Here is a 26,395-nt window from a genome sequence, read left to right on the forward strand (position 1 = left end):
TATATATTGATAATTAGTAATTTAATTTAAACCGATCATTCTTTTATATGAGAAAAAAAATATCAGGTGTTGATGGTGCTGATTAAATGATCGGTCAGTTTCTGGGTAAGCTTTTTATCTTTAAAGATGATATCTGCGTTCCATAATGAGCTAAAGGAGGCTACAATGAAATGGGCAATCGTTTCAGGATCCTTATTTTCTGCAAGTTCACCTTGCTCTTTGGCTTGTTGTAAAAGACCTGAGAATAAAATCACAGAGTCTTTAGCCTGCTGGTTTAATAATGCCTGGGTTTCTTCATCGGTTTTTCCGAGTTCAACGGTTGTTTTTACAGACATGCAAGTCTTGGCTTCCAGTATCATATTTTTAACCACACTTTTGATAATCAGGTGGACAGCTTCAAGAGGTGACTTACCTTTTTTACCTGCTTCCTTATACTGGTTTTCCTTTTTTAGAATGTAACTGCTGAGGCATTTGATAAAAAGACTGTGCTTGTTACCATATGTATCGTAAATACTGCTGCGATTTAATTTAAGGGTATCTACGAGATCATTCATAGAAGTTGCATGATATCCTTTTTCCCAAAAAAGATTTCTGGCTATTTCGAGCTTTTGGTCGTAATCAAATTCTTTACTGCGGGGCATGCGGCAAATGTATTATATTAAACCGATTGTTCCAAATTAATTCTAAAAGATCAGATTCCCCTTCAACCAAGCCGTAAGAAGTGTTACACTCAAACCGGGATCTTTTACAGTATCTCTTTTGGTGCATAGCCGAACTGTTTCTTAAAGGCATAAGAAAAATGCGATAGGTTCTCAAACCCCACCTCCCTATATACTTCAACTGGTTTTTGTTTATTTTCAGATAATAGGTCGTGGGCTAGTTTTAGACGTCTCTTGGTGAGCCATCGCTGGGGCGTACTGCCGTAAATATTAATAAAATCACGCTTGAATGTGGTAAGGCTTCTGCCAGTTAAATAGCTGAATTTCTTCAGTGGCATATTGAACATATAATTTTGTTCCATAAAACTTGCCAGATCAATCTTGCCAGGTTCAGAAAAATCTGCCAGGAACGCATCAACACATTCGTCAATTGTTCTTAAAATAGTAAGTGCCTCATCAATCTTTAAAGCAAGAATCTTTTCAGGAAGCCCGTCCGGCAAATCAAAATAAGGAATCAGTGATCCAAAGTAGCTTTCCAACAAGGGATGCTTAGCGTATGACCTTACCGCTGTGGAGAGCGCAGTCTGTTCTTTAGCCCGGTTGCGGGAGTAATAATCCTTTAAACGCTCATGCTTGAATATAATTAAAACACACTGGTACGGCTGATTGTCTTTTGGGTACTGAATGACGGTAGAAAGCTGACGCCGCGGCAGCAATATTGTATCGCCCGGGCCAAATACCTGGGTAACATCAGACAGTACAATTTTTACCTCACCAGAAATAACCCTGAAAAAGTAATGATCATCAGGCATTACTTCATTTCTCGAAAACTTGTCTGCTAAACAGGAATGCACTACTTCTGCCAGTGGGGCAGGTATTCTTTTTTCCATAGCCTAAAATTAAAAAAATGGAAAGGAATAACTAACCTTCATTAATTATTCCTTTCCATTTTTAGTTTTTCACTACTGTAAGTCCTTCCATCTGAAATGCTTCATACAGTTTTTCATTAGCATCTGCTAATTGCTGGTTCAAAGGAGCAACGAGCTCAGCCATAAACATCCGGTCTACTTCAGTGCGCATCGGGCGTGTGCCATGCGGTATTTTTATAAGATCAATTACAGCTTTTGAAACCAGTTCGGGGACTTGTTCAGGATTAGACTCGAATACACTTTCAACAGAAGACAACAGTGCCGCTGGCAGATCTTTGATCGTTCCATAATCCAACGCACGCGCTTTCTCACTTGGCTGTAGCAAAGAACCAATAAATTGGGTAGGGAATGCACCTGGCTCTATAATACAGCTTTCAATCCCAAGATTAGAGACTTCCGTTCTGTAACTTTCAGCTAAGGCTTCAGCCGCCCATTTAGAAGGACTGTAAGGTCCCTGAAAAGGAACGGCAAGCCTTGCGCTAAGACTTGATATCAGTATCAAGAGTCCGTGCTGTTGTTTTTTCATAAATGGTAATACAGTACGGGTCATGCGCTGCACGCCGAATACATTTACATCAAACACTTTTTTCCAGTCATCAGCGGTAAAGCCTTCCTGGATCCCCCCGGCCCCTAAGCCTGCATTGTTGATCAGAATATCTATACTTCCCATCTGTACTGCAGCTTCGTTTACACCACGTTCTACGCTTTCGTCATTGGTAACATCTATTTCAACTACAAATACGCCTTTGTTTTTTAAAGTTTCAGCAGCCAGTTGGTTCCGTCCTTCTACATCACGCATAGCAGCAGTAAGGATATAACCCTCAGTAAGCATAGCGTCGATAATAACTGTTCCAAAACCTCCGGCGGCTCCGGTAAGCAATACATTCCTTAATGTTTTCATTTTCTTATTGTTTAGGATATGACCACAAAGGTCGGTCACTTATTTTTCCTAAACTTTGCTCAAAAGTTCGAATTTAGTTTGTTCAAACGTCTTGCCTGGACATCTTTAGAAGCGGAGAATGCTGAAAAGCGAATTTGATCTCCCAGGATGTCGTGTCAAAACAGCAGTACAGATTGTTTGATGATATTTGGGAGCTTCAATTTCATCTGCTATGACTACTGCAACGTCCTCAACAGAAATTATACTGTAATAGAAGCAATGGGGGACTGGGGAATAAAATATCGTAAATCCATTTTAAAAAATTAGCTGACGTGGGATTTGAACTATTTCCTTTCCAATGGGTATGTAAAATAACCTTTGTCAGGGCATTGATTCATATGAATTGACTCCCCTAACCAGGCACATCCCCTGCAATGCTTTCTTTGAAAGCTTTGATGAAAGCGTTCTTTAATACACCCAGAAATGTTGACCAGCCACTGGTTTTTAAATCATGGATATTTCCTTTAATGGGCACCACTGTAGCTATTTTTTTTGTTTTCGGATTGGTTACTGCTTTTGCAAACAGGCCTACAACCGCCTTTTTGACCACCCGCAGAATCCCCCCTTTTTTCTTAATATCTTTTTTAACCTTAAGCACTTTTAAATCCTTGATAAAAGGCTTGATGTATCCGTCAAGCTGTGAATTCTTTAATTTGAGCTTGCTAAAAATATCTATGCTGCCTCTTTCGATATCGAATTTCACATTAGCTTCCAAAAACCCGTTCAGGCTGATCAGGTCAACCCCCTTCAGCTGCATTCCCATATCAAAATCGGGAATATCTTTTAATACATTGGCTTTCATGTCTGCCTGTAAATGACCGCCACCGATAGATATCCCTGTAAGGTTAACCCTTGATGGAAGAGGATCGGCCGCTTTCTCAACGTTTGCCAGATTCGTTGCAGTCAAATGCAAATGATCGATATGCAGGTTGGTATGTGGTTTCTTTTGATGGTCAACATATGCAAACTTGCCCTCGGTAATCAGAAGTTTGTTGATGGTCATTGGCATCAGCGCCTTAACAGTTTTGGTCCAGCTTTCTTTTGAAGGTTCTTTTGACAAATTCTCAGTCGACAAAATATGGATGACAGGACGATCCATAACCACCTCGCCCACCAGGCGCCCTTTAAAGATCGCTTTCCACTCGATAGAAAGGTCGGTCTTACGAATAGTTAGAAAAGGATATTTTACAGGATCGGTATTTTTCTTGAGTACAAGGCCTTTTATCATGTAGGCGCCCTGTAAAAGTCTGATATCGATATCATCCACATGCCCGGTATAGCCAGAGAGGTTATTCAGTTTTTTGTTGACGTAGTTCTTAACGATATTGGGTAGAGTTAAACGGAAAGCGACTATTGCTAGAACCACAACGGCGATGATCAGATAAGAACGTTTAATCTGCGGAACAAACTTTTTCATACGGAGATCTTAGGATTCATCTCAGTATTAACTCTACGATATAACTGGTGAGTATATTCTGATTTTGAACGGGATCTGTTTTTGATCCGCTCATTCACCAGAAAAGATATCAGGTCATCTGAAGATATACCAAGTACGCTCAGGACATCAAAAACCCTGTTAGCAGGTAATTTCATATTCTTTGTTAAAAACTCAATATTCGCTCCATTATATGGGAGCAGCCTTTTGTGTCCAAGCGAGTTACAATTGATATCCATAGTATTAGAGGTCTATCATCATAACTTAAGTTTTTTGGTATTGTTTCGGGTTTTCTAAAAAAATATAAACAATATAATGCCCTGCCTGATCAACAGGATCCGCTTTTTCCAGGACTGAAGCAGATCCCCTACCCCAGGCAATGATTTGCCTTAAAGATCATATCAGATTAACAGGTTATACTATTGATGTCCCCTGAGTTTTTCCAGTCGTTAAACACACTTGCGAGAATAGCTATATTAAACGAGAAATATAAATTCTATTTGTTAATTTTATGATGACTAAACCAAAATGATGTACAAGAAGGCAACGATGTTTGCAATAACTGCTTTATGTTCGATCGCAGCTGTCTGTGCACAGAATGGCACCTATCAAAAAAAAGAAGACAATGGTGCTTACTGTGTAATATCTTTTCAACAATCAGGAAACCATGTAAAGGCAGAGATTTTTTCCTGGTGGAACACACCCAGTGCACAAAATGGCAACTACAGTGGAGCAGGTGAGATCAAAAATAATACTGTCCTTTTGCAGAGCGATGAGAACGATCCTGATTGTAAGGTGAGACTGAGCCTGGTAAAAGATCAGTTAAAAGCTTCTTTCGGCGAATGCAATACGGATCACCTCCCTACCGATTTTAATGGACTTTACCAAAAGATCACGGAAGCAGTGGCTGGTGAATATGCGGTAACCTCACCGAAAGCATATTTTTACAAAAACACCAGTTTAACCAGCAAACAAAAAGCATATGTAATTAAAGGCGACAAGGTAAGGCTTGATATAGACAGAATAGCTGCTTCTAAACAAAATTGGGTGTATGTATACTTTACCAATAACTCTGGCAAAGACATTCCAGGATATATGCTGCTGACCGAGCTTAAAAGGGTTGATTAAAGCTTCCTGACGGGGATCATGATTTTCAGAACTGCCGGATGAAAGTGCTTGTGCAGTTACATCAACGATATGTTACCCGGACAAAAACATAATTCCCTCTTGACAGTTGTAGTATGAAAAATTGAGATGGAACAATTTATCTTATATAAGGGAGAAATCCAGGGCAGGTACAAAGAGGTACAAATTTATCCGCTGCCCGATGTAAAGAACGTTTTCCTTGTTCATTGGGACGGTTTTGAAATTGGTAAAATCAAAAAGAAGGACGGTAAATGGGTTACAAAATCTGCAGATCTGATTCCCGTTGTTAAAGAAATTGGAGCATTGATCGACGCCAGGGGAATGAACTCCGACTGAACAATAGCCAGACATAGCTTCAATAAAAAACATCCAAAACAATTCAACGTTTCGCCCAAACACAGGGAGAGTAAGTCCGAAAACACAAAAAAACCTGTCCCTTGTTATCTAAACATGGAAACAGCAGTACCAGGCTTATTTATATATCCCGATTTTATTGATGAAAAGCGGGAACAGGAATTGTTATCAGAAATTGACAGTCAGACCTGGATAGTTGATTACTCAAGGAGACTCCAGTATTATGGCTTTCGTAATGAACTCGAAAAACCTTACAGCCTGATACCATTTCCAGTACCTATGCCTTTGCAAATTTCTCAGTTATCATACGAAATTGTGGAGCAGGGAATCCTGCTTGAGCAACCGGATCAGGTGATTATCAACGAATATGTTCCCGGGGAAGGCATCAAGCCTCATAAGGACAGGAATTATTACGAAAACCAGATCTGCGGCGTAAACCTCGGAAGCAGCTGTATCATGAGGTTTATACAAGAGAAGGAAATGCAGGTGATCGACCTGGAAATTCCGAGACGTTCTTTGTATCTGATGCAGGATGATGCACGCAAGAAATGGAGCCATGGTATACCGCCCCGAAAAAAAGACAATATAAATGGAAACATCCAGCACAGGGAACGACGGGTGTCTATCACCTACCGCAAGGTAAAAGCTGCAAAAGTGCAGCCGATTGATCCCAATGGAAAAGTAGCCCATTTATTGTCCGAAACATTTGATATCAGCAGCTGAAACCTTAAGCCGAATAAGAAAGAAGCTTCTTCGTACTTAGTCTTCAAACTCTTAAAAATCAAACCACAATGTGCCAGTTACCGCATCCCCGTTTAAGCTGTTCTTCTGGCTTTGAGGGCCCATATCTTTTGCTTCCTGGAATTTGGTACCGATCGCGCTGATGCCTTTAAGAAAACTAATGTCGCCTTTGGGCATTGGCGGCTCAACGCGGTTTAAGGTGGCGTTGGCCCGGTCCTGGTGATATAGCTGCACGAAAGTATCCTTATCATCAGTATAGACGGTAAATGGCGATTCCTGATTTTCAATTGTGATCCAGTATACCTCAGCATGATAGCCTTTGAACTCAGGATATTTCCAGCTTTCCCCGGTGATACTGTTATTATAATCTTTCTGCCATACACCGAACTGCTGACCACGCAATCTGTTTTTCCAGACCTTGTACGGTCCGCGGCCGAGCCATTTCACTCCTTTCACTTTTTCTTCCGGATAATTAAAGCTGATGCCATGAAAATCAACATCGCCCTTTTGTTTATAGCTGTACTCCAGCTTTGCCGGTTTATCCCAGGTAAAAGTCCATTTTACATGTAGCGTGGAATTGCCTTCATAATCGGCTTCGATGATCTCGCTGCCATTTTCTGCCGTATGGCGAAACTGTTTCAGCGTAGCACTGTCGCCAGCCAATACCGGGCCGCCGCTCAGTGAGACCGTGCTATTGGGTTTCACTACCTTTGTAATGTAGCCTGTGGTTTTATCAAAATAGTATTTAATACGGTTAGCCTGAATGATCAGGGCACGGTCCTTTTCTATCGCAGTGACCGGCATCTTAACCCAGGATTTCGGAGTTTTTGATATCGCCGCCGGCGGGGTTATCGGCCAGCTCCATGTGAATATAACTTGTTTATTACGGTCGTAAGCGGTTAAGTACAGCGCATCGTTTTCTGCCCAGCCAGCTGGTAATTTAAAGTCGAGAAAACCATGAGCTCCGGGAGCCAGGTCTAAAGGCGCAGGCACACCGCTACGTATGATTTTTGCAGCAGTTGTTGTTGCAGCTGCCGATGGGAATTTTACCAGTTCCCATTTAAAAGTGCAGGCATTAAGATTGGTGAAGGCGTACCGATTTTCCACCGGTACCAGGCCGTCGAAACCAGCGTCAATAGCTTGCGGCGTGAGGTATACCGGCCACCATAATTCTTTTATTGTAAAATAACTGGCTTCTTTTTCACGATGCGGACCAAGGATCCCATCAGGCGCGTGGTTCCCGTCAGAATCATACGCATTATTTTTATCCCTGCGTATCAGCGATTCATCACCTAAAACCCATATAAAGCCACCTGCGTTGGCAGGGTAAAGATTCATCGCATTCCAAAAATCTTCAAGTCCGGCACCGGCACCCCCATCGTAAAGTCCGTGCATGAACTCTGTAGGGAAGAAAACGCCGCCATCTTTGTCCTTAGGAAGTGTGTTTGCTACATAGTTATAATCCGGATAATGTTTGGTATTACTGCCGTTAAATTTCTCCCAGGGATGTAGAACCACCCGGTTCTGCGGATCGTACAGCTTATAGTCATTATCCAGGTCACGGTTGAAGCCACCTTCATTCCCATTATCCCAAAACAGGATAGACGGGTGATTCACATCGCGGACCACTACCTCTTTGACTAATTTACGTCCGACTACGGTATCATAATTCGCCTGCCATCCGGTGAGTTCATCCAAAACATATAAACCCAGAGAGTCACATATCGCTAAAAAATCCTGATCGGGGGGATAATGGGACATGCGCACAGCATTCATATTCATATCCTTCATAGCTTTCACATCCATCATATGAATGGCATGGTTCAAAGTACGGCCCGTTTCTGGCCAAAAGCTATGACGGTTCACGCCTTTTAATACGATCTTTTTGTTGTTAACGTAAATACCGTCATTTTTACGAAGTTCCACTGTTCGAAATCCGAAATTTTGCCCTACGCTGTGCAAGACAAGGCCTTTCTGCTTAACATGGACCACGACCTTATACAGGTTTGGATATTCTGCGCTCCAGTTCAGTGGTTTATCAATAACGGTGCGCAGCTGCTGGAAGCCAGAAACAGGGTTTACGGTAACGCTGAATAGCTTACCAACTTTCTCGCCGTTCAATTTCTGCACCTGGCCTTCAATAATTTCATTTCCCTTCAGGTTTTGGGCATACACATCCATGTTAAAAACACCATCGGCAGTAGCGTTAATCGCTATCCGGTCAATGAAGGTTTGCGGTGTGATCTCTAAATAAACGGGGCGATAGATGCCTCCAAATATCCAGAAATCTCCATTCTCGGCCTTATTTACAGATGCGTTGGCCGATACTTTATCTACAATTACCTCCAGCTGGTTTTTACCGCTTTTGATCAGATCGGTCACATCATATTTGAACCGGTAGAAGCTGCCCTGATGCACCTCACCTGCCTGTTTGCCATTCAGCATGACTTTGGTGTCCCGCATAGCGCCTTCAAATACAATGAATATACGTTTATCTTTCCATGCCGCCGCCTTCAGAAAGCTGGTTTTATAAATGCCCTGCTCTTTAGCTTTCAGCTTATCATGACCATAGTTGTAATTACCGAATCCATGTGTTTTCCATTGCGAAGGCACCGGTATTTTTGTCCAGACACCACTTTTGCGGCCTTCACTGCAATAGAAGTCCCATAAAACGGTATGGTCCTTATCGGTCCCGGATAAATATTTAACAATGCTTTGCTGTGCAAAACTGCTCGTCAACAAGAAAAAAAAGACAAATAACAGGCTTATTGTTTTCATAAAATATACAGCATTAATATATTAAGTAACTAAACTACACTAACAAATACAATCTGCGAAACCTAAAATGCGTAAACGATTGCATCAGGAATTTCAGCTATTGCCTGACATGATCCCCGTAGCAGGATAAATGGCCAAACATCAGATCAGCCGGTCTATCAGGAATTTCAGCTATCGCCTGGCATGATCCCCGCGGCCGGATAAATGCCAACATCAGATCAGCCACTTTTATTTTCCCCACGCAGATCACGAAGATATTCTGACGGTGAATTGCCAAACTCTTTTTTGAATACTCGGGAAAAATAGCCCTGACTCTGGAATCCGCAACGATAAGCGACCTCGTTCAATGGAATGACCTCATGCGTCATCAGGCGTATGGCCTTTTTTAACCGTATGGTTTTGATAAAGTCCCCGATCGACAGGTCAGATATACTTTTGATCTTTTGGTATAGCTTGCTCCTGCTGATGAAAAGGTGGTCACAGATCAGGTCAACATCCAGATCAGGATCTTCAATATGTGCTTCAATCAAATTGAGTAGCCTGGTCATGAATTCCTTGTCTTTTTCGCTATGTACCAATTCGGTTGCGGTTGTAAGATAATCGCGGCTGTACCGCAGTTTTAACTTCTCGCTTTGACTAAACACATTATGAACGGTAAGCACCAGCAGATCAATACTAAACGGTTTTGCAAAGTAATGATCTGCGCCCGAGGTCACACCTTCGATCCTGGTTTCAAGGGCATCTTTTGCAGACAGAATGATAAAGGGTATATGGCTGGTTTCAAAACGGTCTTTGATGCGCTGGCAAAGTTCAATACCGCTCATTCCCGGCATCATGACGTCGCTGATAATAACATCCGGCAACCGTTCCGTTGCGATACGAATCGCTTCTTCGCCATCTGCCGCCTCCGTAATAAAATAATATTTGTCCAGGGACTGCCTAAGGAATATGCGAAGCTCTGCATTATCATCTACCAGCAATATATGCTTATCTATCTTTTTTTCCTGATGGCCTTCAGTAACATCATCTGTAGTAAGTGGAGTCAGGGGTAAGATATCTATTTGTTCCAGTCGTGAGGTATGGTCTGCTCCATCGACCCAGCGTTCTTCCAGGGGGTAGTTTTCCGCTCCCCATGGTAAGGCGACTAAAAATTGTGTTCCCCTGTTCCTTTCACTATGGACGGAAATGTTTCCCTTGTGTAACTGGGTCAGCGATTTAACCAATGCAAGTCCGACCCCCGAGCCCAGATGGTTGTTACCGATCTGGTAGTAACGGTCAAATATTTTGTCGATAGAGCCCTCCGAGATGCCGATCCCTGTATCGGCTACCAAAAAGTATATATATTGCTTTGCCTGGTAGCTTTCATTGGCCAGGTGATAAGCGGTCTTGAATTCCGGTTCGAACTCAGCCCGGTTGAAAAATATACGCAAGGTAACGCTGCCGGCAGTATCGGTATATTTAAGCGCATTGCTCAGCAGGTTGAACAGTATTTTTTCCAAAATCTGCGCGTCGAAAAAGCCCGGCAGATCCGCTGGACCTCCCGGTAATGTTGCGTGGCTGAATTGAAGGTTGATCTGCTTGCTGGCGGCCAGTTGTGAAAAATCTTTACATAGCCCTTCTGCCAGTTCGAAGATTTGCAGTTCACGCACCTGCAACTTAACTGCCTGGTCGGCAGTCTTTTTGAAATTCATCAACTCGTTGATCAGGTTCACTAACCTTTTAATATTCCTGAACATCAGCTGGAACGATGAGGTCAACGGTCCTTCCCGATGATCATTGAGCATTGTTTCCAGGGGACCGAGGATCAGTGTAAGGGGCGTGCGCAATTCATGGGAAATGTTTGTAAAAAACTGCAGTTGCTGCTGGTACAGTAACTCCCGCTGCGCATGCATCTCTTCCCTTTTGCTCTCGTTTACCGCCCGGATAGCCAGCTCTTTTTTAAGCTGGTACCAACGTGCCTGATAGATGTAAATCCAGGCCAGCCCGCTTAGGAACAGTAAAGTATAAATAATTTTGGCCAATGTGGATTTGAACCATGGAGGATCAACAGTAATGGCCACACTAGCCTGTTCTTTTGTCCAAACACCATCCGGGTTTGTAGCCTCCACGACAAAGCGATAGGCTTTGTAGTCGAGATTACTGTAAAAAGCATGTGGGTTTGTACCATTTGTATATTTCCAATCCTTATCATAACCAATAAGCTGGTATCTGTACCGGCATTTCAGAGGATTACCAAAATGCATCGCACTGAATGAAAGGACAAAATTGTTTTGCAGGTGGTTCAGTTTGATTTCTTTGCTGTAACTGAGTAAACATGGCAAGTTATTGCCATTCCCCTGAGAATTGCCATATTCTGGTCTTTCATTGTTGATCAGCAAATCGGTTAGAACCGGATGCACCTTCTGGGAAGAGGCATTGATGGTCATCGGGTCAAAATAGTTTAAGCCATTTGTCCCACCGAAATATAGCCGCCCGTCACTTCCTTTAAATGAGGCGCCAACTTTGAAACTATTCCCCTGCAATCCGTCATACTTGTCAAAATGAGTTACTTTCCCGGTTCCCGGTTCCAGGCATAACAATCCATCGCCACCCATCCAAACCCGGCCCAGGCGGTCGATCTCGATGGATTCGACATCGTTGAATACGCCATCTTTTGTATTGTAACGTTTGGTTGTGTATGAGTTTGATCGCAAAGTCAGCCTGTTTAAGCCACCTCCGATTGTGCCTACCCAGTAAATGCTGTCATTTTGTTTGGCAACAGGATAGGTGTAATCCGAGCTTAAACCACTTCGTTTGGCGGCGCGGTAATAGTAGGTTTTCAAGATCTTTCCCATGTGGTCAAAGAATACTCTTCTCAGGCCATGCGTACTTGAAATAAACAGTTCCGGCTTTTTTACTTCTGTTAATATAAAATAGCCTTCACCATAGTAGCGCACCTTCCGGATACCTGCTGCAGTTTTCCAGATTACACCTGAACTGTTGGTGTGATTACCAAACCACATATTCCCGAATACATCCCTGGCGAGGGTTTCAATGGAAAATTGAGGAAAATCCTTGAAGCCCGCTGGCTGCAGCAAGCCTTGCCTGTCGGGCCGGAGTATGCTGATTCCGGCACCTGTCCCTATCCAAAGTTCCCCTTCCTGGCCAAAAGCCAATGACAGAATATTATTGTCAGGCAGCGCGATGGGCGATCCGGTATCAAAATGTACATTCCGCTTCGACCGGTAATCATAAAAATTCAGGCCCATGTCGGTGCCAATCCATAAGCCTTTTTGCGGCTCCTCCAATACACATCGTACATAGCTTGAAGTGATGGAATTAGGATTACTGTCATGGTGCTGGAAAGTAAGGAACTTTTTAGCATTGAGATCACGATAACTCACACCTCCACCAAACGCGCTTAGCCATAAGCATTGTGAACGATCAATAAAAAGACTGGTAAGGAATTTGTTCCGGAGGCCGACACCCGGAGTTTTACTGGTGATCACTTGCAGTTCATTCAGCTCATGGTCGATATTAATAAGGCCAGTGAAACCGTTAACCCAGTAATTACCGTTTGCTTCCTCGCCAATCTGGAGCAGGTTCATTCCCTGGGGAGCAGTATACGTATGGGCCACACTGAATTTATCTTTTCCAACTTTTTTGACCGCGTATAATTTATTGCCGGAGCTGATCAATATCTCCATCTGCCTGTTCAGATAAATGTGTGATGGACCCAGGGCTGGTAAGCCCCCGATCACCAGGCGATGAAAAGTCCCCTTGTCATTCAACACAGAAACACCTGCGGCGCTGACTAAAAAAATGTTTCCGTCGGCTGTGCCTGCCATATCATAAAAATTTGATCCTGCCGGCAGATTCAGGGCTTGGCGCAGCAACTGTTTGCCGTATATTTTGTATCGCGCCAGTTCACCGTCTGACAGGTTATAGATAAAATCAGCACCATACCTTAGCAGCTTGAAAAAGTTGGGCTGCGACCGTCCCCCTGCTACCGTGTATTCCGTATATTTCTCTGTCTTCGCGTCAAATTGCTGCAAGCCGCCTTCCGTGCTTAGCCAGATCAAACCGTTATTTTCCGGTAATAGAAATTTCACGCGATTCTTATAGGCATTTTGTAAGGGCTCATTACTGTTATAATATCTTTTTACCGTATAGCCATCAAACCGGTTGATCCCGAATAAAGTACCTATCCAGACATAGCCTTTCTGATCCTGGGCAATACAATTTGCGTCGGTGTGTGATAAACCTTCATTTACAGTCAAATGATTGAACTGATAAGCATAAGGCTGTGCATCAGCGCGCCTGCTGTGAAAGCTGAGACCAAATAAAAGCAAAAGATATAACAGACGTTCCTTGCGAAACAGATATGCAGAAAGGCTGTGCTCAGTTGAACTCATTTACACGTATATTTTTTTTGTTGCCAACGACTCTCCACCTGATCGCTAAGGCGGCCATTTATTTCTATTACAAAAATACCCTTAAAAGCCAATTATAATCATGTTTACATGGATATAGACTATAGTGCAATAATTATGGATAAAAGTGCAAACGCGGTTAGCCCTCCATAAGGGTTATTTGCACCAACCATTTATAATACGTTGAGCAATACGGGCCGGCTTTTCCAGAATTTTTGACTTGAAATAAGGTCGGGCTTCTGCCCGGACCAAATTCTGCCCCTAAATATTTGCACGGAAAGATGGTGTAACATCACGTCAGAACCAGAAAGGAGGAGCATATGAAAAATTAGCAAAATTGAACCATCACTACCCATCACCCAAAAAGACAAGAAGCCCTCAATAATCCTAGCAAATTGATTTGGCCTTGTGGCAAATTCTAACCAAATAACCAACGAAATTATTAATCTAAAAATATGAAAAGATTTTTACCCGATGAACGGTTCATTAATCGTATCGCAGGATTTTTCATGCTCCTCACCGTCATGTTTGCTATTTCCTCTGAAAGCTTAGCCGGTCAGTTAACTGCATCCGGGGCTCCCAAACTTTACCATTCGGCTATTCAACAGGACTTAACCGTTAAAGGGAAAGTCACTGACGGCTCCACCGGTCAGTCATTGCCGGATGTAACCGTGCAAATCAAAGGCAGCACCATACGCACTGTAACTGATGCCAACGGTAATTTTGCTATCCGCGCACAGGAAAATGCTACACTGGTATTCCTGTTTGTGGGTTATGATGCAAGCGAAGTGGCCGTTAAAGGAACGAATTTTTTAAATGTAACGCTTCGTGCCAAACCTAACAGTTTAAATGAGTTAGTTGTTGTGGGCTACGGCACACAGAAAAAAACTTCAACCACCGCGGCTGTATCTTCCATACAGACATCGCTGATCACACAAAAGCCAATTGTCAATATCACCAATGGACTCGTGGGCCGTGCAGCCGGCCTGATCGCTACGCAAGGGGGCGGCGAGCCTGGTTTCGATGGCTCCGGACTACTGATCCGGGGTCCGGCAACCACCGGCCGTACGCAGCCGCTCACCGTCGTCGACGGAGTACCACGTGATTTCAGCAGGTTGGATCCGAACTCGATTGAAACCATAACCATCTTAAAAGACGCCGCGGCAGTTGCACCTTATGGGGTGGCAGGTGCAAATGGTGTCATCCTGATCACCACTAAATCCGGTAAGAGCGGCAAACCGACATTAACCTATAATGGCTATTATGGATTCCAGAATCCAACCAACGTGCCCAGATTTGTTAATTCCTATCAGTATGCGCTTTTACGCAATGAAGCTGCCGTAAATGACGGCACCGCCAAGCCTTATACGCAAACCGATATTGATCTTTACCAAAACCACCTTGATCCGGACGGACATGCGGACGGTCGCCCTTTGGAAGATATCATCATGAAAAACCGCCCTATTCAGTATCACAATATCACCATGTCAGGGGGCAGCGAGGATGTGAAATACTTTGCTTCCCTCGGCTATAACAGGCAGGATGGTATGTGGAGTACCACATACCTGCAAAAATACAACGGATCTTTAGGCGTAACGGCAAATGCCACTAAAACCACTACGGTGAACCTGAGGGTAAACAGCTACCAGGAAGATCAGCATTTCCCTGCGATAGGCGCAGGTTCTATCATCGGTCAGGCCCAGCGACAGAACCCCACCTACCCTGTACGTTATTCAAACGGGCTTGCAGCAGGATATATCGGACAATCGCTCTATTCACAGATCTACGACAGCGGTTACACCCTCAATAAAAATACAGCATGGCTGACCCAGTTGTCTATCGAGCAGAAACTTCCCCTGAAAGGACTAAGTCTTAAAGGAATTGTGAGCTACGATATAGGCCCGGACCCGCTTGGCTTCAGTGGCAATGATAATTCGCAGACCCGTACCTGGCAAACCCCAATGCCGTTTACAAACCCGGTATCACCAAACGGCGTATTTGCTCCGGGCACCGTCTATACCTTTCCGCTCTCCAAAGCCGGTGTCAATCAGCCAAGACTGAGCCAGACGTCGAATGAGAATAAAATGATGACCCTGCAGGGCTTGCTGAATTACAATAACACTTTCGGCAAAAGTCAGCTGACCGGTACGCTTGTTACGGAATACCGCAAAGTCCGCTGGCAGAACTTTACTGCTTCCAGGATTAATTATAACTTAAGCATTGATGAGCTGAATTTCGGTGGTCCGCTTCCAACAGACGTCATTGTATCCGGCAGTTCAGGCGGCCAGAAGCAATTGGGTTACGTGTATCGCTTCACTTACGCTTATAACAACCGCTATTTATTTGAAACCGCCGGACGTTATGACGGCAGCTATATATTTTCGCCTGGTAATCGTTTTGGGTTTTTCCCTTCTTTCTCAGCAGGCTGGCGCATTTCGGAGGAAAGCTTTATGAAATCCATTAAATGGATTGACAACCTGAAACTCCGCGGTTCTTATGGACAGTCTGGCAACTACCCGAGTGGCGGCCAATACCAATACCTAAGTCAGTTTGGAATCAATAACAATTCCGCTGTCATTGGTGGCAATGCCACGCAAAGCATTTCTGAAAACCTGCAGGGAAATCCCAATATAACCTGGGAGCGTGCGAAAAAGACAGATATCGCGCTGGAAGGAACCTTGTTTAACGGTTTGCTGAGTTTTGAAACAGACCTTTTCTATGAAAAACGTTCTAACTTCCTTGTTACGATAGGCACCGTGCTCCCTGCCGAATATGGTGTCGGTACAGGCCAGGTAAACGGTGGCGTTCTGAAGAACCAGGGTGTCGAATTCACATTGAGCTCTTTCAAAAATTTTGCTAACGGTATGCGGCTCGACCTGAGAGGTACCTTTACCTATGCGAAGAGCACGATACTTCAGGTTTATGAAAATCCGGCAACATTCAACAACCCGAACCGCCGTCAGACAGGCCGCCCGCTGGGCGAGCAGTTCGGTTTAAAAGCCCTTGGCTATTATACCCCGGATGACTTTATCAATCCGACCGCTCAGAACCCGACCTTAAAGCCCGGTGTACCCATCCCTAATTTCGGCCAGGTGCATGTCGGTGATCTTAAATATGCAGATCTCAGCAGCCCTGACGGCACACCTGACGGAAAGGTAGATGCTAATGATATTACCGACATCGGTCACCCTCAGACACCGCAGATCCAATTCGGGCTGGAACCCCGGATTTCGTTCAAAAATTTTGATCTCGATCTTTTATTCCAGGGATCGGCAAGATCCAATATTCAACTGAACAACTACTATGTGTTCCCATTCCTGGGATCAGGCTCAGCGACGGAAGCGGTGTTCAATGACCACTGGACTCCGGACAACCTCAATGCCACCTACCCAAGGATCTCTGGAACCCCATCGGCTAACAATACACAGACCTCGTCCTGGTACATCAGGAATGATTCCTATATCAGGCTAAAGAGTGCTGAGCTGGGCTACACCATACCAAGACGAATTTTGGGAAAAAGCATCAGTTCAGTCAGGGTATTCGCATCCGGACAGAACCTCTTTACTGTAACACCTCATATGAAAGAGGCTATCGATCCGGAAAACAGCGGCAGCAATCAGAATTATTACCAGCAAAGAGTGATCTCATTTGGTTTAAACGTAACATTTTAAAAATCGATTTATGAATCTTAAAAATATTGGCAGAGCGAATGCATTGTTATTCGCCCTCATGCTGATCACCATCGGAGCCTGCAAAAAAGATGACTTTCTTTCCGTGCCTCCTAAAGGTGTATTGACCGATGCGTCGACCTTCAGCACACAATCGAATGCAGAGCTATTTGTTAATGACATTTATAACGCATTACCTGATTATAATAACGGCAACCAGGTTGACCGCATCCTTGATGCCTGGACGGACAACAGCAACGCCGGGGCCACCAACCACGAGGGCCAGGCGGTGATCCGCAGCAACGCCCTGAGTGCAGGTAACTCCACGAATGGTGTCGGCGGCTATTTTGGATGGGCATCACTTTATACCAACATCCGTAAATGCAATACCTTCCTGAAGAATGCTGCTGCAAATTCATCCGTTTACGATGCGGCCTGGTATACACAACGTGCCGGCGAAGTGAAATTTCTACGGGCTTTCTTCTATATGCTGCTATTCAAAAATTATGGAGGTGTGCCGGTATTGACTGTTCCGCTGACCAATACTGACGGATCTGACATTTTCACCGAAAGGGCTTCGCTGGACGCGACGCAGGCATTCATAGAAGCTGACTGTGATGCTGCTGCGGGTGTCCTGCCTTTGAAACAAACCACGGCCAATTTAGGTCGTGCAACCAAAGGTGCCGCCCTGGCTTTAAAAGGCGATGTCCAGTTGTTCGCTGCCAGCCCGCTGGTCAATACCAGTAATGATCCAGCGAAATGGGCCAAAGCGGCGGCGACCTACCAATCGATCATCGCACTCAATACCTACAACTTGTTTACTACTTCATCGTCAACACCTATTATTTCTACAACCGGATCAGGATCAACCTCAACCGCATACCGCGACCAGTTCCTGGCGGCTAACAACTGGAATTCAGAGACCATCTTCGCCAGGGCTTATGCTTTGCCCAACAAAGGCCATAAACGGGAAGGTTATATGGGACCTGTTATTGTACGCGGAGGGGCCCAGACCTGGGGCGGGGCTTCACCTACACAAAGCCTTATCGATGATTACCAAATGGATAACGGAAAGGCGATCACCGATCCAACGTCCGGTTATAATCCGGCTCAGCCATACCTCCACCGGGAGTCGCGTTTTGAGCAGTCTATCGTTTATGACGGATCATACTGGCAAGGCGAAGTATTCAAATCACGCATAGGCGGCACTAACCAGATTGACCTTGGATCGACCAGCGATATTTCGAATACCGGCTATTGTATCCGTAAAACACTGGATGAGTCCATTCTGGGACAAACAAGCCTTGGAACAGCACCGGGGACATCGAATTACCAATTTTATCGTTACGCTGAAGTACTTTTAAGCTATGCAGAAGCACAGAATGAGGCGGCCGGTCCGGACCAGAGCGTATTTGACGCCGTTAATAAGGTTCGGTCCAGGGTACTATTGCCTCCTGTTCCCCCGAACACCAGCCAGGCGGATATGCGTACACTCATTCGCAGGGAACGGCGCCTGGAATTCAGTTTCGAAGACAAGCGCTGGTATGATATCAGGCGCTGGGACATCACAGTAAAAGGACCGGCAGTGATCAATTCGCCGGAATATGGGATGAAGATCACAGCCGATGCTTCAGGAAACCTGACTTACGAGCGGGTGGTAGTTTTTCAAAACCGCTATTCGGAATATATGAACTGGCTCCCGATACCGCAGGGCATTCTCAATCAGAACCCCAAACTAAAACAGAACCCAGGATATTAGCGCCCGGTGCTAAAGATCTAAATTCCAAACCCCGGGGCCTCCGGGGTTTGAATTTGAGTGGCCATGTCCAAAAAACCACCAGCGAAGGATCTGAAGACAAATGCTGAAACGCATGATAATACAAGTTTTTTATACAATCGTATAAACCGGCATTTTTGTTTATTTACTTACTTTGTATAACCGGGGTATAGTCCGGTATTAAAGCATGCAGTCCAAAACACATCATCAATGAATAGATCCGATCTTAGAAGAAAATTTATACTACTTATTATTTTGACAGCCATTGCAGGCGGAATGCAACAAAATACGGCACAATCGCAAACGCTTCCCCTGCCCGGAAAAGGCGATACGGCCTTTGTTCCCAAAGAAATTGAAGATCCTGAAAATATAGGCATCAACAAGGAGGCCAGCCATGCTACACTGATGCCTTATGGTTCATTAAAAGAGGCACTCACTGCCAGACGAAGCGCATCGTCCTTAAGCCGCAGTCTGAATGGGCAGTGGAAATTTAATTGGGTAGACTGGCCGCAAAAACGACCAGTCAATTTTTATAAGATGGATTATGACGTATCTCAATGGAAGGATATCAAGGTGCCCTCAAACTTCCAGATACTGGGTTATGGCACGCCGGATTACAGCAACTTTACGCTGATCTTTCAAAGCGACTTTCCCAGGGTGATGAGCGATCCCAAAAATAAAAAATATACAACAGTGACCGAACGAAACCCGGTAGGAAGCTACCGCAGGGATTTTACCGTACCCGAAGACTGGAAGGGACGCCGCATATTCATCAATTTTGAAGGTGTAGACGCCGGCTTTTTCCTATGGGTCAACGGGAAAAAAGTAGGTTATAGTGTAAACAGCCGCAATGCTGCAGAGTTTGACCTGACCAGCTACGTGAAACCTGGTAAAAATATGATCGCAGTCGAGGTTTACCGCTTTGTATCCGGCAGTTATTTAGAAAATCAGGATATGTGGCGACTGAGCGGCATATTCCGGAATGTTACCCTTTGGAGTGCCCCACAGGAACATATCCGCGATTACTTTATCAAAACTAATCTGGATGCCAAATATAAAGATGCCGATGTAACCGTATCAACCAAGGTTAAAAACTATGGTGCTGCAGCTACCCCGGAACGTCAGCTAAGCGTAACACTATACAATGGTACTGTGCCGGTACCCGGCGCGACGGGCAAAAAGACAGTTCCAGCCCTAAAGCCAGGTCAGGAAGTAAGTGTGGATGTGGCCTTTCATGTGAGCGGGCCTCAAAAATGGACTGCCGAAACACCGAAGCTTTATACATCTGTCATCACGCTGAATGAAGGATCCAACACTTTGGAGACCCTCTCCTCAAAAACGGGTTTCCGCGAAATTGCGATCAAAGGGCGGGTTTTTCTGGTCAACGGTGTGCCCATTAAATTGAAAGGTGTGAACCGCCATGAAAACTTCCCTGACGACGGGCATGCGGTCACCGAAGCCCAGATGATCAGGGATATTGTTCTGATCAAACAAACGAACAGCAACCATGTACGAACCTGTCATTATTCTGACGACCCACGCTGGTATGAGTTATGCGATGAATACGGTATTTTTTTAGTTGCCGAGGCCAATGTAGAATGCCATGCTGAACAGAACCAGTTCAACGAAGATCCCACTATCAAAGCGGCAATTATTGACAGGAACGTTGCCAATGTGCAGAATTTTAAGAACCACCCATCAGTATTGATCTGGTCATTGGGCAATGAGAACGGTTCTGGCGGAACAAACTTCCGCGCAGCACTCAGGGCCATCAAAGAAATTGATCCGGACAGGCCGTCCCATTACGAAGGGTTTGGCACTGGACGGGATAGCAAGGGAAATGACCGCAACCCCGCGGATATTGACAGCCGGATGTACACCAGCATACCTGATCTGGAGAGTGCGGCCAAAGATGACCAATTGAAAAAGCCGTTCTATCTTTGTGAATATGCCCACGCCATGTTCAATTCCATGGGTTCAGTTGATATTTACAATGAGCTTTTCGATAAGTATCCGGCACTCCTGGGCGGAGCGATCTGGGAGTGGCAGGATCAGGGGATCTATAATAACCGGAACCCGCAGCATCCCATCACGGCTTATGGCGGGGGATTTGGTGAGTTTCCAAATGACCATTATTTTATTCATAAAGGAGTGGTCTTTTCAGACCGCAGTCCCAAACCACATTTTCCGGAGCTCAAACATGCTTATCAATGGATCACTGTTAAGAAAGATAGCCTGAATAGCAAAGCCTTTACCATCAAAAACCGTTATCAGTTTACCAACCTCAGCAGCTTTACCGGCAAATGGGAAATTAGCGAGGACGGTACCGTGGTCTCCAGCGGCAACATCAATTTAGGCTCCGTAAATCCCGGGCAGCAAAAAGCGATTTCCATACCCTACGCGATCAACCCAAAACCGGGTTCAGAATACTTTATCCGGATATTCTTTCAACTGCCATCTCCTACGCTATGGGCAAGCAAAGGGTTTGAGATCGCAGCACAGCAGTTTGAATTGGGGATGCCGGTTGCTGCTCCTGTAAAAGCGAGCACAAACGCGCTATCATTTGACGAAAACAAAGCGTACATCACTGTTAAGGGCAAAGGTTTCAGCCTGGTATTTGATAAAGGAAAAGGTACATTCTCCAAAATGGAAACCGCAGGAAAAGAAATCCTGCGGGACAATGGCGGGCCCGCCCTGCACCTATGGAGGGCGCCCCACCAGATCGATGACATGTGGGCCTATGAAAAGTGGGTGAAAAATGGTTTGAGGAATTTAAGCTGGACCGTTAACGAAGTGAGCGCCAGCCAAACAGCCGGGGATCTTGTTATCATCAAAGTGAAGCTGACCGGACAAGGCGAGCAAAATTTTTGGGTGAAACACCAGGCATCTTACACAATTGACGGCAATGGTGAGATCAAAGCAGATAATGACGTTGTTTTCAGTGATCCAAAGCTGGTACTGGCCAGGATTGGGGTGCGCATGTTGCTTGATAAAGATCTTGATCAGTTTGAATACCTGGGCAGAGGACCGATGGAAAATTATGCCGACCGGAAAAGCGGCTTCGATCTGGGCAGATTCAGCAGTAGTGTGTTACAGCAAATGACCGGCTACGAAAAACCTATGGAGCAGGGTAACCATGAGGATGTCCGCTGGGCCACGCTTAGCTCGGCAAAATCTTCCGGCATACGTGTCGGACGGGTCGACTCGGTGCTACAGGTTTCCGCATTGCCCTATAGTGATGAAGAAATGGATCCGGTAGAATACAAGATCGATCTTCCAAAAAGTAAAGGCACAGTGCTCTGCATTAGTCATAAAACTCTTGGAGTTGGTTCCAATGGTTGCGGCCCGCGGCCTCTGGAACGTTTCCAGGTGTTCGCGAAACCAACCTCTTTTAGCTACAAGATGAATTTACTGCAAAAGAATTAATCTTTTGTCCTCCCTGTGATCCCGCCTGGGATCACATAATTGATTCGACCCCGGCCCCTGGCCGGGGTTTTTTATTATCCATTTATGGTGATCGACGAAAAACACAGCCCGGTGCTGACCGGTCAAATTAGTCATGAGCTAAAGCGTGGTTGTTATCCGGTTATTCAAAAGTTCAGGAATTGATGGGTGATCCGGTTTTAGACATAATTTACATTAATGTGGACGATAATACAAACGGCAGGACCGCAACCATTGTAATTTTAGTCATCCCCTATTTAGCGCTTATTCTACCCGGAATTTGCGACCCTTCGCAAAGCACCAGTATGAACTATTAACCTAATATAAACCTTTTAAGAACCAGTAATGAAAAAAATCAACGCAAAATTCTCATTCAGGCCATTTCTATATGTGATACTCTTTACGAGTCTGGCAGCCTGTAAAAAAAAGCAGATTGATGCCCCTGCTTCTACTGATCCATTGGCGACTTCAGGAATGACGAAAACCCTTGCCCTGAAGGCCCTCGCCGATGTAAATACCAATGCCGATGCGGCTTTCAATGCTTTTAATGCAAGTTTCCTGATGACCTCAGGAAATACGCAATACTACAAAGAAGCTTTAAACGTCGCTACCAAAGACTATTTCTGGCGCCAGGCGCTGGATATTCAGATGGCCGAGGATGTTTATTTGCGCACGAAGAGCGCCGCCCATAAAACACTCATCACTAACCTGCTCAACACCTTTTTACAACAAAACCAGGGCACTGGCGGACTAACAGATTGGAACTGGAACCATTTTAACGATGACCTGCAATGGGCCGGTCTTGCTTTTATCCGTGGCTATCAGATTACCGGTAATACTGCGTATTTGGATCAGGCTAAATATACGTTCAACCGCACTTATGATCGTGGCTGGACTGCAGACCTCGGAGGCGGTCTTTGGTGGGATGATGTCCGTAGCGAAAAGTCAGGTCTTAGCAATAATCCAGAAGTAATGCTCGGTTGTTATATTTATGAAGCCACCAAAGAGGTCGCTTATTTGAATAAGGCAATTGCTATTTATGCCTGGGTTAAGTCAACACTTTACAACGGTTCAACCGGTGCAGTCTCTGAAAAAATAACAGCCAATGGTGTGCTGTTTAATGATGCGAATGTTTACAACGTAGGCGCATTTGTTGGTGCAGCAAATCATTTGCACCGGTTAACGGGCAACTCAATGTATTACGATGATGCGATTCGTTCCATAGAATACGTGAAAAACAACAAAACTACCAATGGTATCATCACCGTTGCAAAAAGAGACGGAACCTGGCAATCAGAGTTCTCCCGGGGTTTGGGCGAATTTGTCCGGGACAATAACTTGTGGAGCACCTATTATACCTGGATGAAACAAAATGCGGATGCCGCCTGGAATTCCAGGCGCACAGACCGGAACCTGACCTGGAATACCTGGGCGAGTACAATGCCCTCAGATAATATAGCTAATGCTTTAGAGTGCCTCGGCGGTGTCGTCATGCAGCAAGTCACTCCGGTGACTCAACCAGCCGGTCTTACCAGCAACCTGGTCTATCGCCTCACGCCGAAGGTCAATGAAGGCAGCGCGATTGATATCAATGGGGCCGCTTCTGGTTCCCTGGCACAGATTTACGGCTGGAATAATGGTGGTAACCAAAAGTTTCGCATCACATCACTGGGTTACGGGTATTACCGGCTTGTCCCGCAACACAATACGGCGACCTCAGTGGACGTGACCGGGGGCAGCAGCGCCAACAATACGCCGATCGAGATCTATACCACGCAGGCTAACAACGGAGCGCAAATGTTCAAAATGATCTATGATTATGATGGATATTATAAGCTTAAGCCAAAATGTGCCCCATTCAGCTGCGTAAATGTGACCGCAGGTAACCCCGCTAATCTGACCAAACTGGTCCTATGGCCGGAATCTTTTGGAGATAACGAGAGATATTCCATGACGGTTCAGTAAAACATAAAGGGCAGTATAATTTTACTTCGACCAATCATAAAAACATAAAATCATGAAAATAGTAACAACCGGCTCACTAGGCAATGTGGCCAATTTAGTAGTAAAGAAACTGATCAACGCGGGGCATGATGTCACTGTGATCACTTCAAGCCCCGAGCGAACTGCGGCTATCGAAGAATTAGGCGCAACTGCGGCTGTCGGATCAATCAGCGATGCGGTTTTTTTAACGACAACGTTCAAAGGGGCGGATGCCGTTTTCACGATGGTACCGCCGTCTTTGGGAGCAACAAACATGATCGGCAATATCGCGGATACAGGAAAAGCCTACGTTAAAGCCATTCAAACTGATCATATTGAACGGGTAGTTATGCTGAGCAGCGTAGGTGCAGACGCGGCTGAAGGAACCGGTCCTATACAGGGAGTCCACCATATTGAAGAATCGTTCAAGGCACTCACTGGTACCAACATTACAATTTTGCGCTCAGGCTTTTTTTATACCAATTTTCTTCGGGATATCCCACTGATCAAATCTCAAAATACTTTTGGGAATAATTACAAAAGTGATGACAGGCTATTATTTACCCATCCTGAAGATATATCCTCCGCCATTGTTCAGGAGCTTCAAAGCGAAGGAAAGGGTTATGAAGTAAAATATGTGGTCAGCGATATTTTAACCGGGAGTAAGGTTGCTTCCACCCTGGGACAGGCGATAGGCCGACCTGAACTGCAATGGTTACAAATACCAGACGATGTTTTGCACCAAGGGCTGACAGCTGCCGGCTTACCTCCTGAACTGGTGGGTCTGATCGTCGAAATGGGTCAGGGTGTCAGGACCGGAAAAATTACCCGGGACTTTTTTGAATCGAGTCAGGAAACTACCGGGAAGGTAAAAATAGAACAGTTTGCCGGGGAGTTCAAAGAGCGGTTTCAGCAAACATAAAACTGTTCGGCTCCCCGCCCGACCGCAGCGGTTAACCCGGGGCATGTTCAGGCCGGCTGAAATGAAAAGATATTCCAGGACATTCGCGTGGTCAATTGATCTGTGTTAAGAGTTAATTTTGAACCGTTAACATAGGTCAATCACAAGTTTAGTTACTGTCGCTGATATTTGCCGGACTACATGCTCAAATTGTCTGGCTATGAAAAAAACCGTTACAGCATTGTTGCTGCTTTTCTTTTTACCTGTCCGCATACCGTCGGTTCTTGCTCAGCAGAAGCCGGTAAAAAATATCATCCTGCTGCAGGGCGTATGCGTTGACGGTTCAGGATGGAAGCCGGTTGGAGACCTGTCAGGCAATGCGGCAGCGACCCCAGAGCTGCATGCCTTGTATATATCGCAACATTTTAATCTATATATTCATGAAAACAATTTGTAATTCAATTCTTGTTTTAGCGGCCCTCATCATTGGGCATGCAGCAATGGCCCAGGGAAATAAGCCTAAGCCGACCATTATTTTTGTTCACGGTGTTTTTGCTGATGGCAGCTGCTGGAATTCACAACTATCTGCATTGCAAACAAAAGGCTATCCGGTGATCTCTGTACAAAATCCGCTGACCTCCCTCACTGCCGACGTAGCTGCGACAAAGCGGGCCATCGGCCAGGCCAAAGGTGATGTTATTCTCGTAGGGCATTCCTGGGGAGGTTTCGTAATTACCCAGGCCGGCAATGACCCTAAAGTTAAAGGTCTTGTTTATGTGGCCGCTGCCGCACCGGATGCCGGAGAATCTATTGATGTACTATTTAAAAAAGCCCCGCCAACTGAGCTTGATAAATATCTGGTTAAATACGACGGTTTTTTATGGCTTAGTAAGGATGGCATAAAGAATGGTTTCGCACAGGACCTGAGCCCTGCGCAGCAGGAACTGATCTATGCGACCCAGGGTCCTGCCCCAGCCAGTGTCTTCATGGTCAAAAGCGGAAAACCCGCCTGGAAAACTAAAAAGAGCTGGTATATCGTTGCACAGAATGACAGGACAATGAGCCCTGTTCTGGAACGGTTGCTGGCAAAGAAAATCAAGGCAAAAACTACCGAGCTTCCTGCAAGCCATCTGGCAATGATCGCAAAGGCCGATGAGGTCACCAGAGTGATCGAGGATGCTGCAAGCAATTATTAATTAAATATAATTATTGAATAACCCAATTTACC

Annotated in this window: 16 protein-coding genes; 10 read left to right on the plus strand and 6 right to left on the minus strand. The window is 45.0% G+C overall.

The window, feature by feature from the left end; translation table 11 throughout:
• Positions 1–62 precede the first annotated feature (62 nt).
• The 4 genes from FN831_RS23020 to FN831_RS23035 form a co-directional block, all read right to left on the minus strand.
• Positions 63–641, minus strand: coding sequence for a TetR/AcrR family transcriptional regulator (locus FN831_RS23020; protein WP_142530556.1), 579 nt, complete (start codon positions 639–641; stop codon positions 63–65).
• Positions 642–745: 104 nt separating this feature from the next.
• Positions 746–1,549, minus strand: a complete 804-nt coding sequence (locus FN831_RS23025) for a helix-turn-helix domain-containing protein (protein WP_142530557.1) — start codon at positions 1,547–1,549, stop codon at positions 746–748.
• A 61-nt stretch (positions 1,550–1,610) separates the two neighbouring features.
• The gene (locus tag FN831_RS23030; protein ID WP_142530558.1) at positions 1,611–2,489 is read right to left on the minus strand and encodes an SDR family NAD(P)-dependent oxidoreductase; all 879 of its coding nucleotides are present in this window, start codon (positions 2,487–2,489) and stop codon (positions 1,611–1,613) included.
• 391 nt (positions 2,490–2,880) lie between these two features.
• On the minus strand, positions 2,881–3,945 hold the full coding sequence (locus FN831_RS23035; protein WP_142530559.1) for a DUF748 domain-containing protein: 1,065 nt from the start codon (positions 3,943–3,945) through the stop codon (positions 2,881–2,883).
• A 546-nt stretch (positions 3,946–4,491) separates the two neighbouring features.
• Here FN831_RS23035 and FN831_RS23040 point away from each other — a divergent pair.
• The 3 genes from FN831_RS23040 to FN831_RS23050 all read left to right on the plus strand — a co-directional run bounded on the left by FN831_RS23040 (position 4,492) and on the right by FN831_RS23050 (position 6,186).
• Positions 4,492–5,091 carry a hypothetical protein gene (locus tag FN831_RS23040; protein WP_142530560.1) on the plus strand — a complete coding sequence of 200 codons (600 nt, stop codon included), beginning with the start codon at positions 4,492–4,494 and terminating at the stop codon, positions 5,089–5,091.
• A gap of 126 nt (positions 5,092–5,217) precedes the next feature.
• Positions 5,218–5,445: a hypothetical protein gene (locus FN831_RS23045; RefSeq protein WP_142530561.1), complete on the plus strand. Its 228-nt coding sequence runs from the start codon at positions 5,218–5,220 to the stop codon at positions 5,443–5,445.
• A 114-nt stretch (positions 5,446–5,559) separates the two neighbouring features.
• Complete coding sequence (locus FN831_RS23050) at positions 5,560–6,186, plus strand: alpha-ketoglutarate-dependent dioxygenase AlkB (protein ID WP_142530562.1); 627 nt, start codon at positions 5,560–5,562, stop codon at positions 6,184–6,186.
• 51 nt (positions 6,187–6,237) lie between these two features.
• Here FN831_RS23050 and FN831_RS23055 read toward each other — a convergent pair whose 3' ends face one another.
• On the minus strand, positions 6,238–8,982 hold the full coding sequence (locus FN831_RS23055) for a glycoside hydrolase family 2 protein (RefSeq protein WP_142530563.1): 2,745 nt from the start codon (positions 8,980–8,982) through the stop codon (positions 6,238–6,240).
• 218 nt (positions 8,983–9,200) lie between these two features.
• On the minus strand, positions 9,201–13,376 hold the full coding sequence (locus FN831_RS23060; protein ID WP_142530564.1) for a hybrid sensor histidine kinase/response regulator transcription factor: 4,176 nt from the start codon (positions 13,374–13,376) through the stop codon (positions 9,201–9,203).
• 473 nt (positions 13,377–13,849) lie between these two features.
• On the opposite strand from FN831_RS23060, the gene FN831_RS23065 reads away from it, so the two are divergent.
• The 7 genes from FN831_RS23065 (at position 13,850) to FN831_RS23095 (ending at position 26,363) form a co-directional block, all read left to right on the plus strand.
• Positions 13,850–17,065: a SusC/RagA family TonB-linked outer membrane protein gene (locus FN831_RS23065; protein WP_221931390.1), complete on the plus strand. Its 3,216-nt coding sequence runs from the start codon at positions 13,850–13,852 to the stop codon at positions 17,063–17,065.
• A gap of 10 nt (positions 17,066–17,075) precedes the next feature.
• Positions 17,076–18,821, plus strand: a complete 1,746-nt coding sequence (locus FN831_RS23070; RefSeq protein ID WP_142530565.1) for a RagB/SusD family nutrient uptake outer membrane protein — start codon at positions 17,076–17,078, stop codon at positions 18,819–18,821.
• Positions 18,822–19,049: 228 nt separating this feature from the next.
• Positions 19,050–22,265 carry a glycoside hydrolase family 2 TIM barrel-domain containing protein gene (locus tag FN831_RS23075; RefSeq protein WP_221931391.1) on the plus strand — a complete coding sequence of 1,072 codons (3,216 nt, stop codon included), beginning with the start codon at positions 19,050–19,052 and terminating at the stop codon, positions 22,263–22,265.
• A 363-nt stretch (positions 22,266–22,628) separates the two neighbouring features.
• Complete coding sequence (locus tag FN831_RS23080) at positions 22,629–24,248, plus strand: glycoside hydrolase family 76 protein (protein ID WP_142530566.1); 1,620 nt, start codon at positions 22,629–22,631, stop codon at positions 24,246–24,248.
• A 52-nt stretch (positions 24,249–24,300) separates the two neighbouring features.
• Positions 24,301–25,188, plus strand: a complete 888-nt coding sequence (locus FN831_RS23085; protein WP_142530567.1) for an NmrA family NAD(P)-binding protein — start codon at positions 24,301–24,303, stop codon at positions 25,186–25,188.
• 199 nt (positions 25,189–25,387) lie between these two features.
• Positions 25,388–25,624 carry a hypothetical protein gene (locus FN831_RS23090; protein WP_142530568.1) on the plus strand — a complete coding sequence of 79 codons (237 nt, stop codon included), beginning with the start codon at positions 25,388–25,390 and terminating at the stop codon, positions 25,622–25,624.
• Positions 25,608–26,363 (plus strand): alpha/beta hydrolase, encoded by a 756-nt coding sequence (locus tag FN831_RS23095; protein ID WP_142530569.1) that lies wholly within the window; start codon positions 25,608–25,610, stop codon positions 26,361–26,363. The genes FN831_RS23090 and FN831_RS23095 overlap by 17 nt, the downstream gene beginning before the upstream one ends.
• Positions 26,364–26,395 lie beyond the last annotated feature (32 nt).

This window comes from Pedobacter westerhofensis (assembly GCF_900182595.1).
Classification (GTDB): domain Bacteria; phylum Bacteroidota; class Bacteroidia; order Sphingobacteriales; family Sphingobacteriaceae; genus Pedobacter; species Pedobacter westerhofensis.

Coding starts and splice junctions, on each gene's coding strand:
- FN831_RS23080 (WP_142530566.1), top strand. CDS start 22,629: ATGAAAAAAATCAACGCAAAATTCTCATTCAGGCCATTTCTATATGTG.
- FN831_RS23035 (WP_142530559.1), bottom strand. CDS start 3,945: ATGAAAAAGTTTGTTCCGCAGATTAAACGTTCTTATCTGATCATCGCC.
- FN831_RS23030 (WP_142530558.1), bottom strand. CDS start 2,489: ATGAAAACATTAAGGAATGTATTGCTTACCGGAGCCGCCGGAGGTTTT.
- FN831_RS23085 (WP_142530567.1), top strand. CDS start 24,301: ATGAAAATAGTAACAACCGGCTCACTAGGCAATGTGGCCAATTTAGTA.
- FN831_RS23070 (WP_142530565.1), top strand. CDS start 17,076: ATGAATCTTAAAAATATTGGCAGAGCGAATGCATTGTTATTCGCCCTC.
- FN831_RS23095 (WP_142530569.1), top strand. CDS start 25,608: ATGAAAACAATTTGTAATTCAATTCTTGTTTTAGCGGCCCTCATCATT.
- FN831_RS23045 (WP_142530561.1), top strand. CDS start 5,218: ATGGAACAATTTATCTTATATAAGGGAGAAATCCAGGGCAGGTACAAA.
- FN831_RS23040 (WP_142530560.1), top strand. CDS start 4,492: ATGATGTACAAGAAGGCAACGATGTTTGCAATAACTGCTTTATGTTCG.
- FN831_RS23065 (WP_221931390.1), top strand. CDS start 13,850: ATGAAAAGATTTTTACCCGATGAACGGTTCATTAATCGTATCGCAGGA.
- FN831_RS23055 (WP_142530563.1), bottom strand. CDS start 8,982: ATGAAAACAATAAGCCTGTTATTTGTCTTTTTTTTCTTGTTGACGAGC.
- FN831_RS23075 (WP_221931391.1), top strand. CDS start 19,050: ATGAATAGATCCGATCTTAGAAGAAAATTTATACTACTTATTATTTTG.
- FN831_RS23025 (WP_142530557.1), bottom strand. CDS start 1,549: ATGGAAAAAAGAATACCTGCCCCACTGGCAGAAGTAGTGCATTCCTGT.
- FN831_RS23050 (WP_142530562.1), top strand. CDS start 5,560: ATGGAAACAGCAGTACCAGGCTTATTTATATATCCCGATTTTATTGAT.
- FN831_RS23020 (WP_142530556.1), bottom strand. CDS start 641: ATGCCCCGCAGTAAAGAATTTGATTACGACCAAAAGCTCGAAATAGCC.
- FN831_RS23060 (WP_142530564.1), bottom strand. CDS start 13,376: ATGAGTTCAACTGAGCACAGCCTTTCTGCATATCTGTTTCGCAAGGAA.
- FN831_RS23090 (WP_142530568.1), top strand. CDS start 25,388: ATGAAAAAAACCGTTACAGCATTGTTGCTGCTTTTCTTTTTACCTGTC.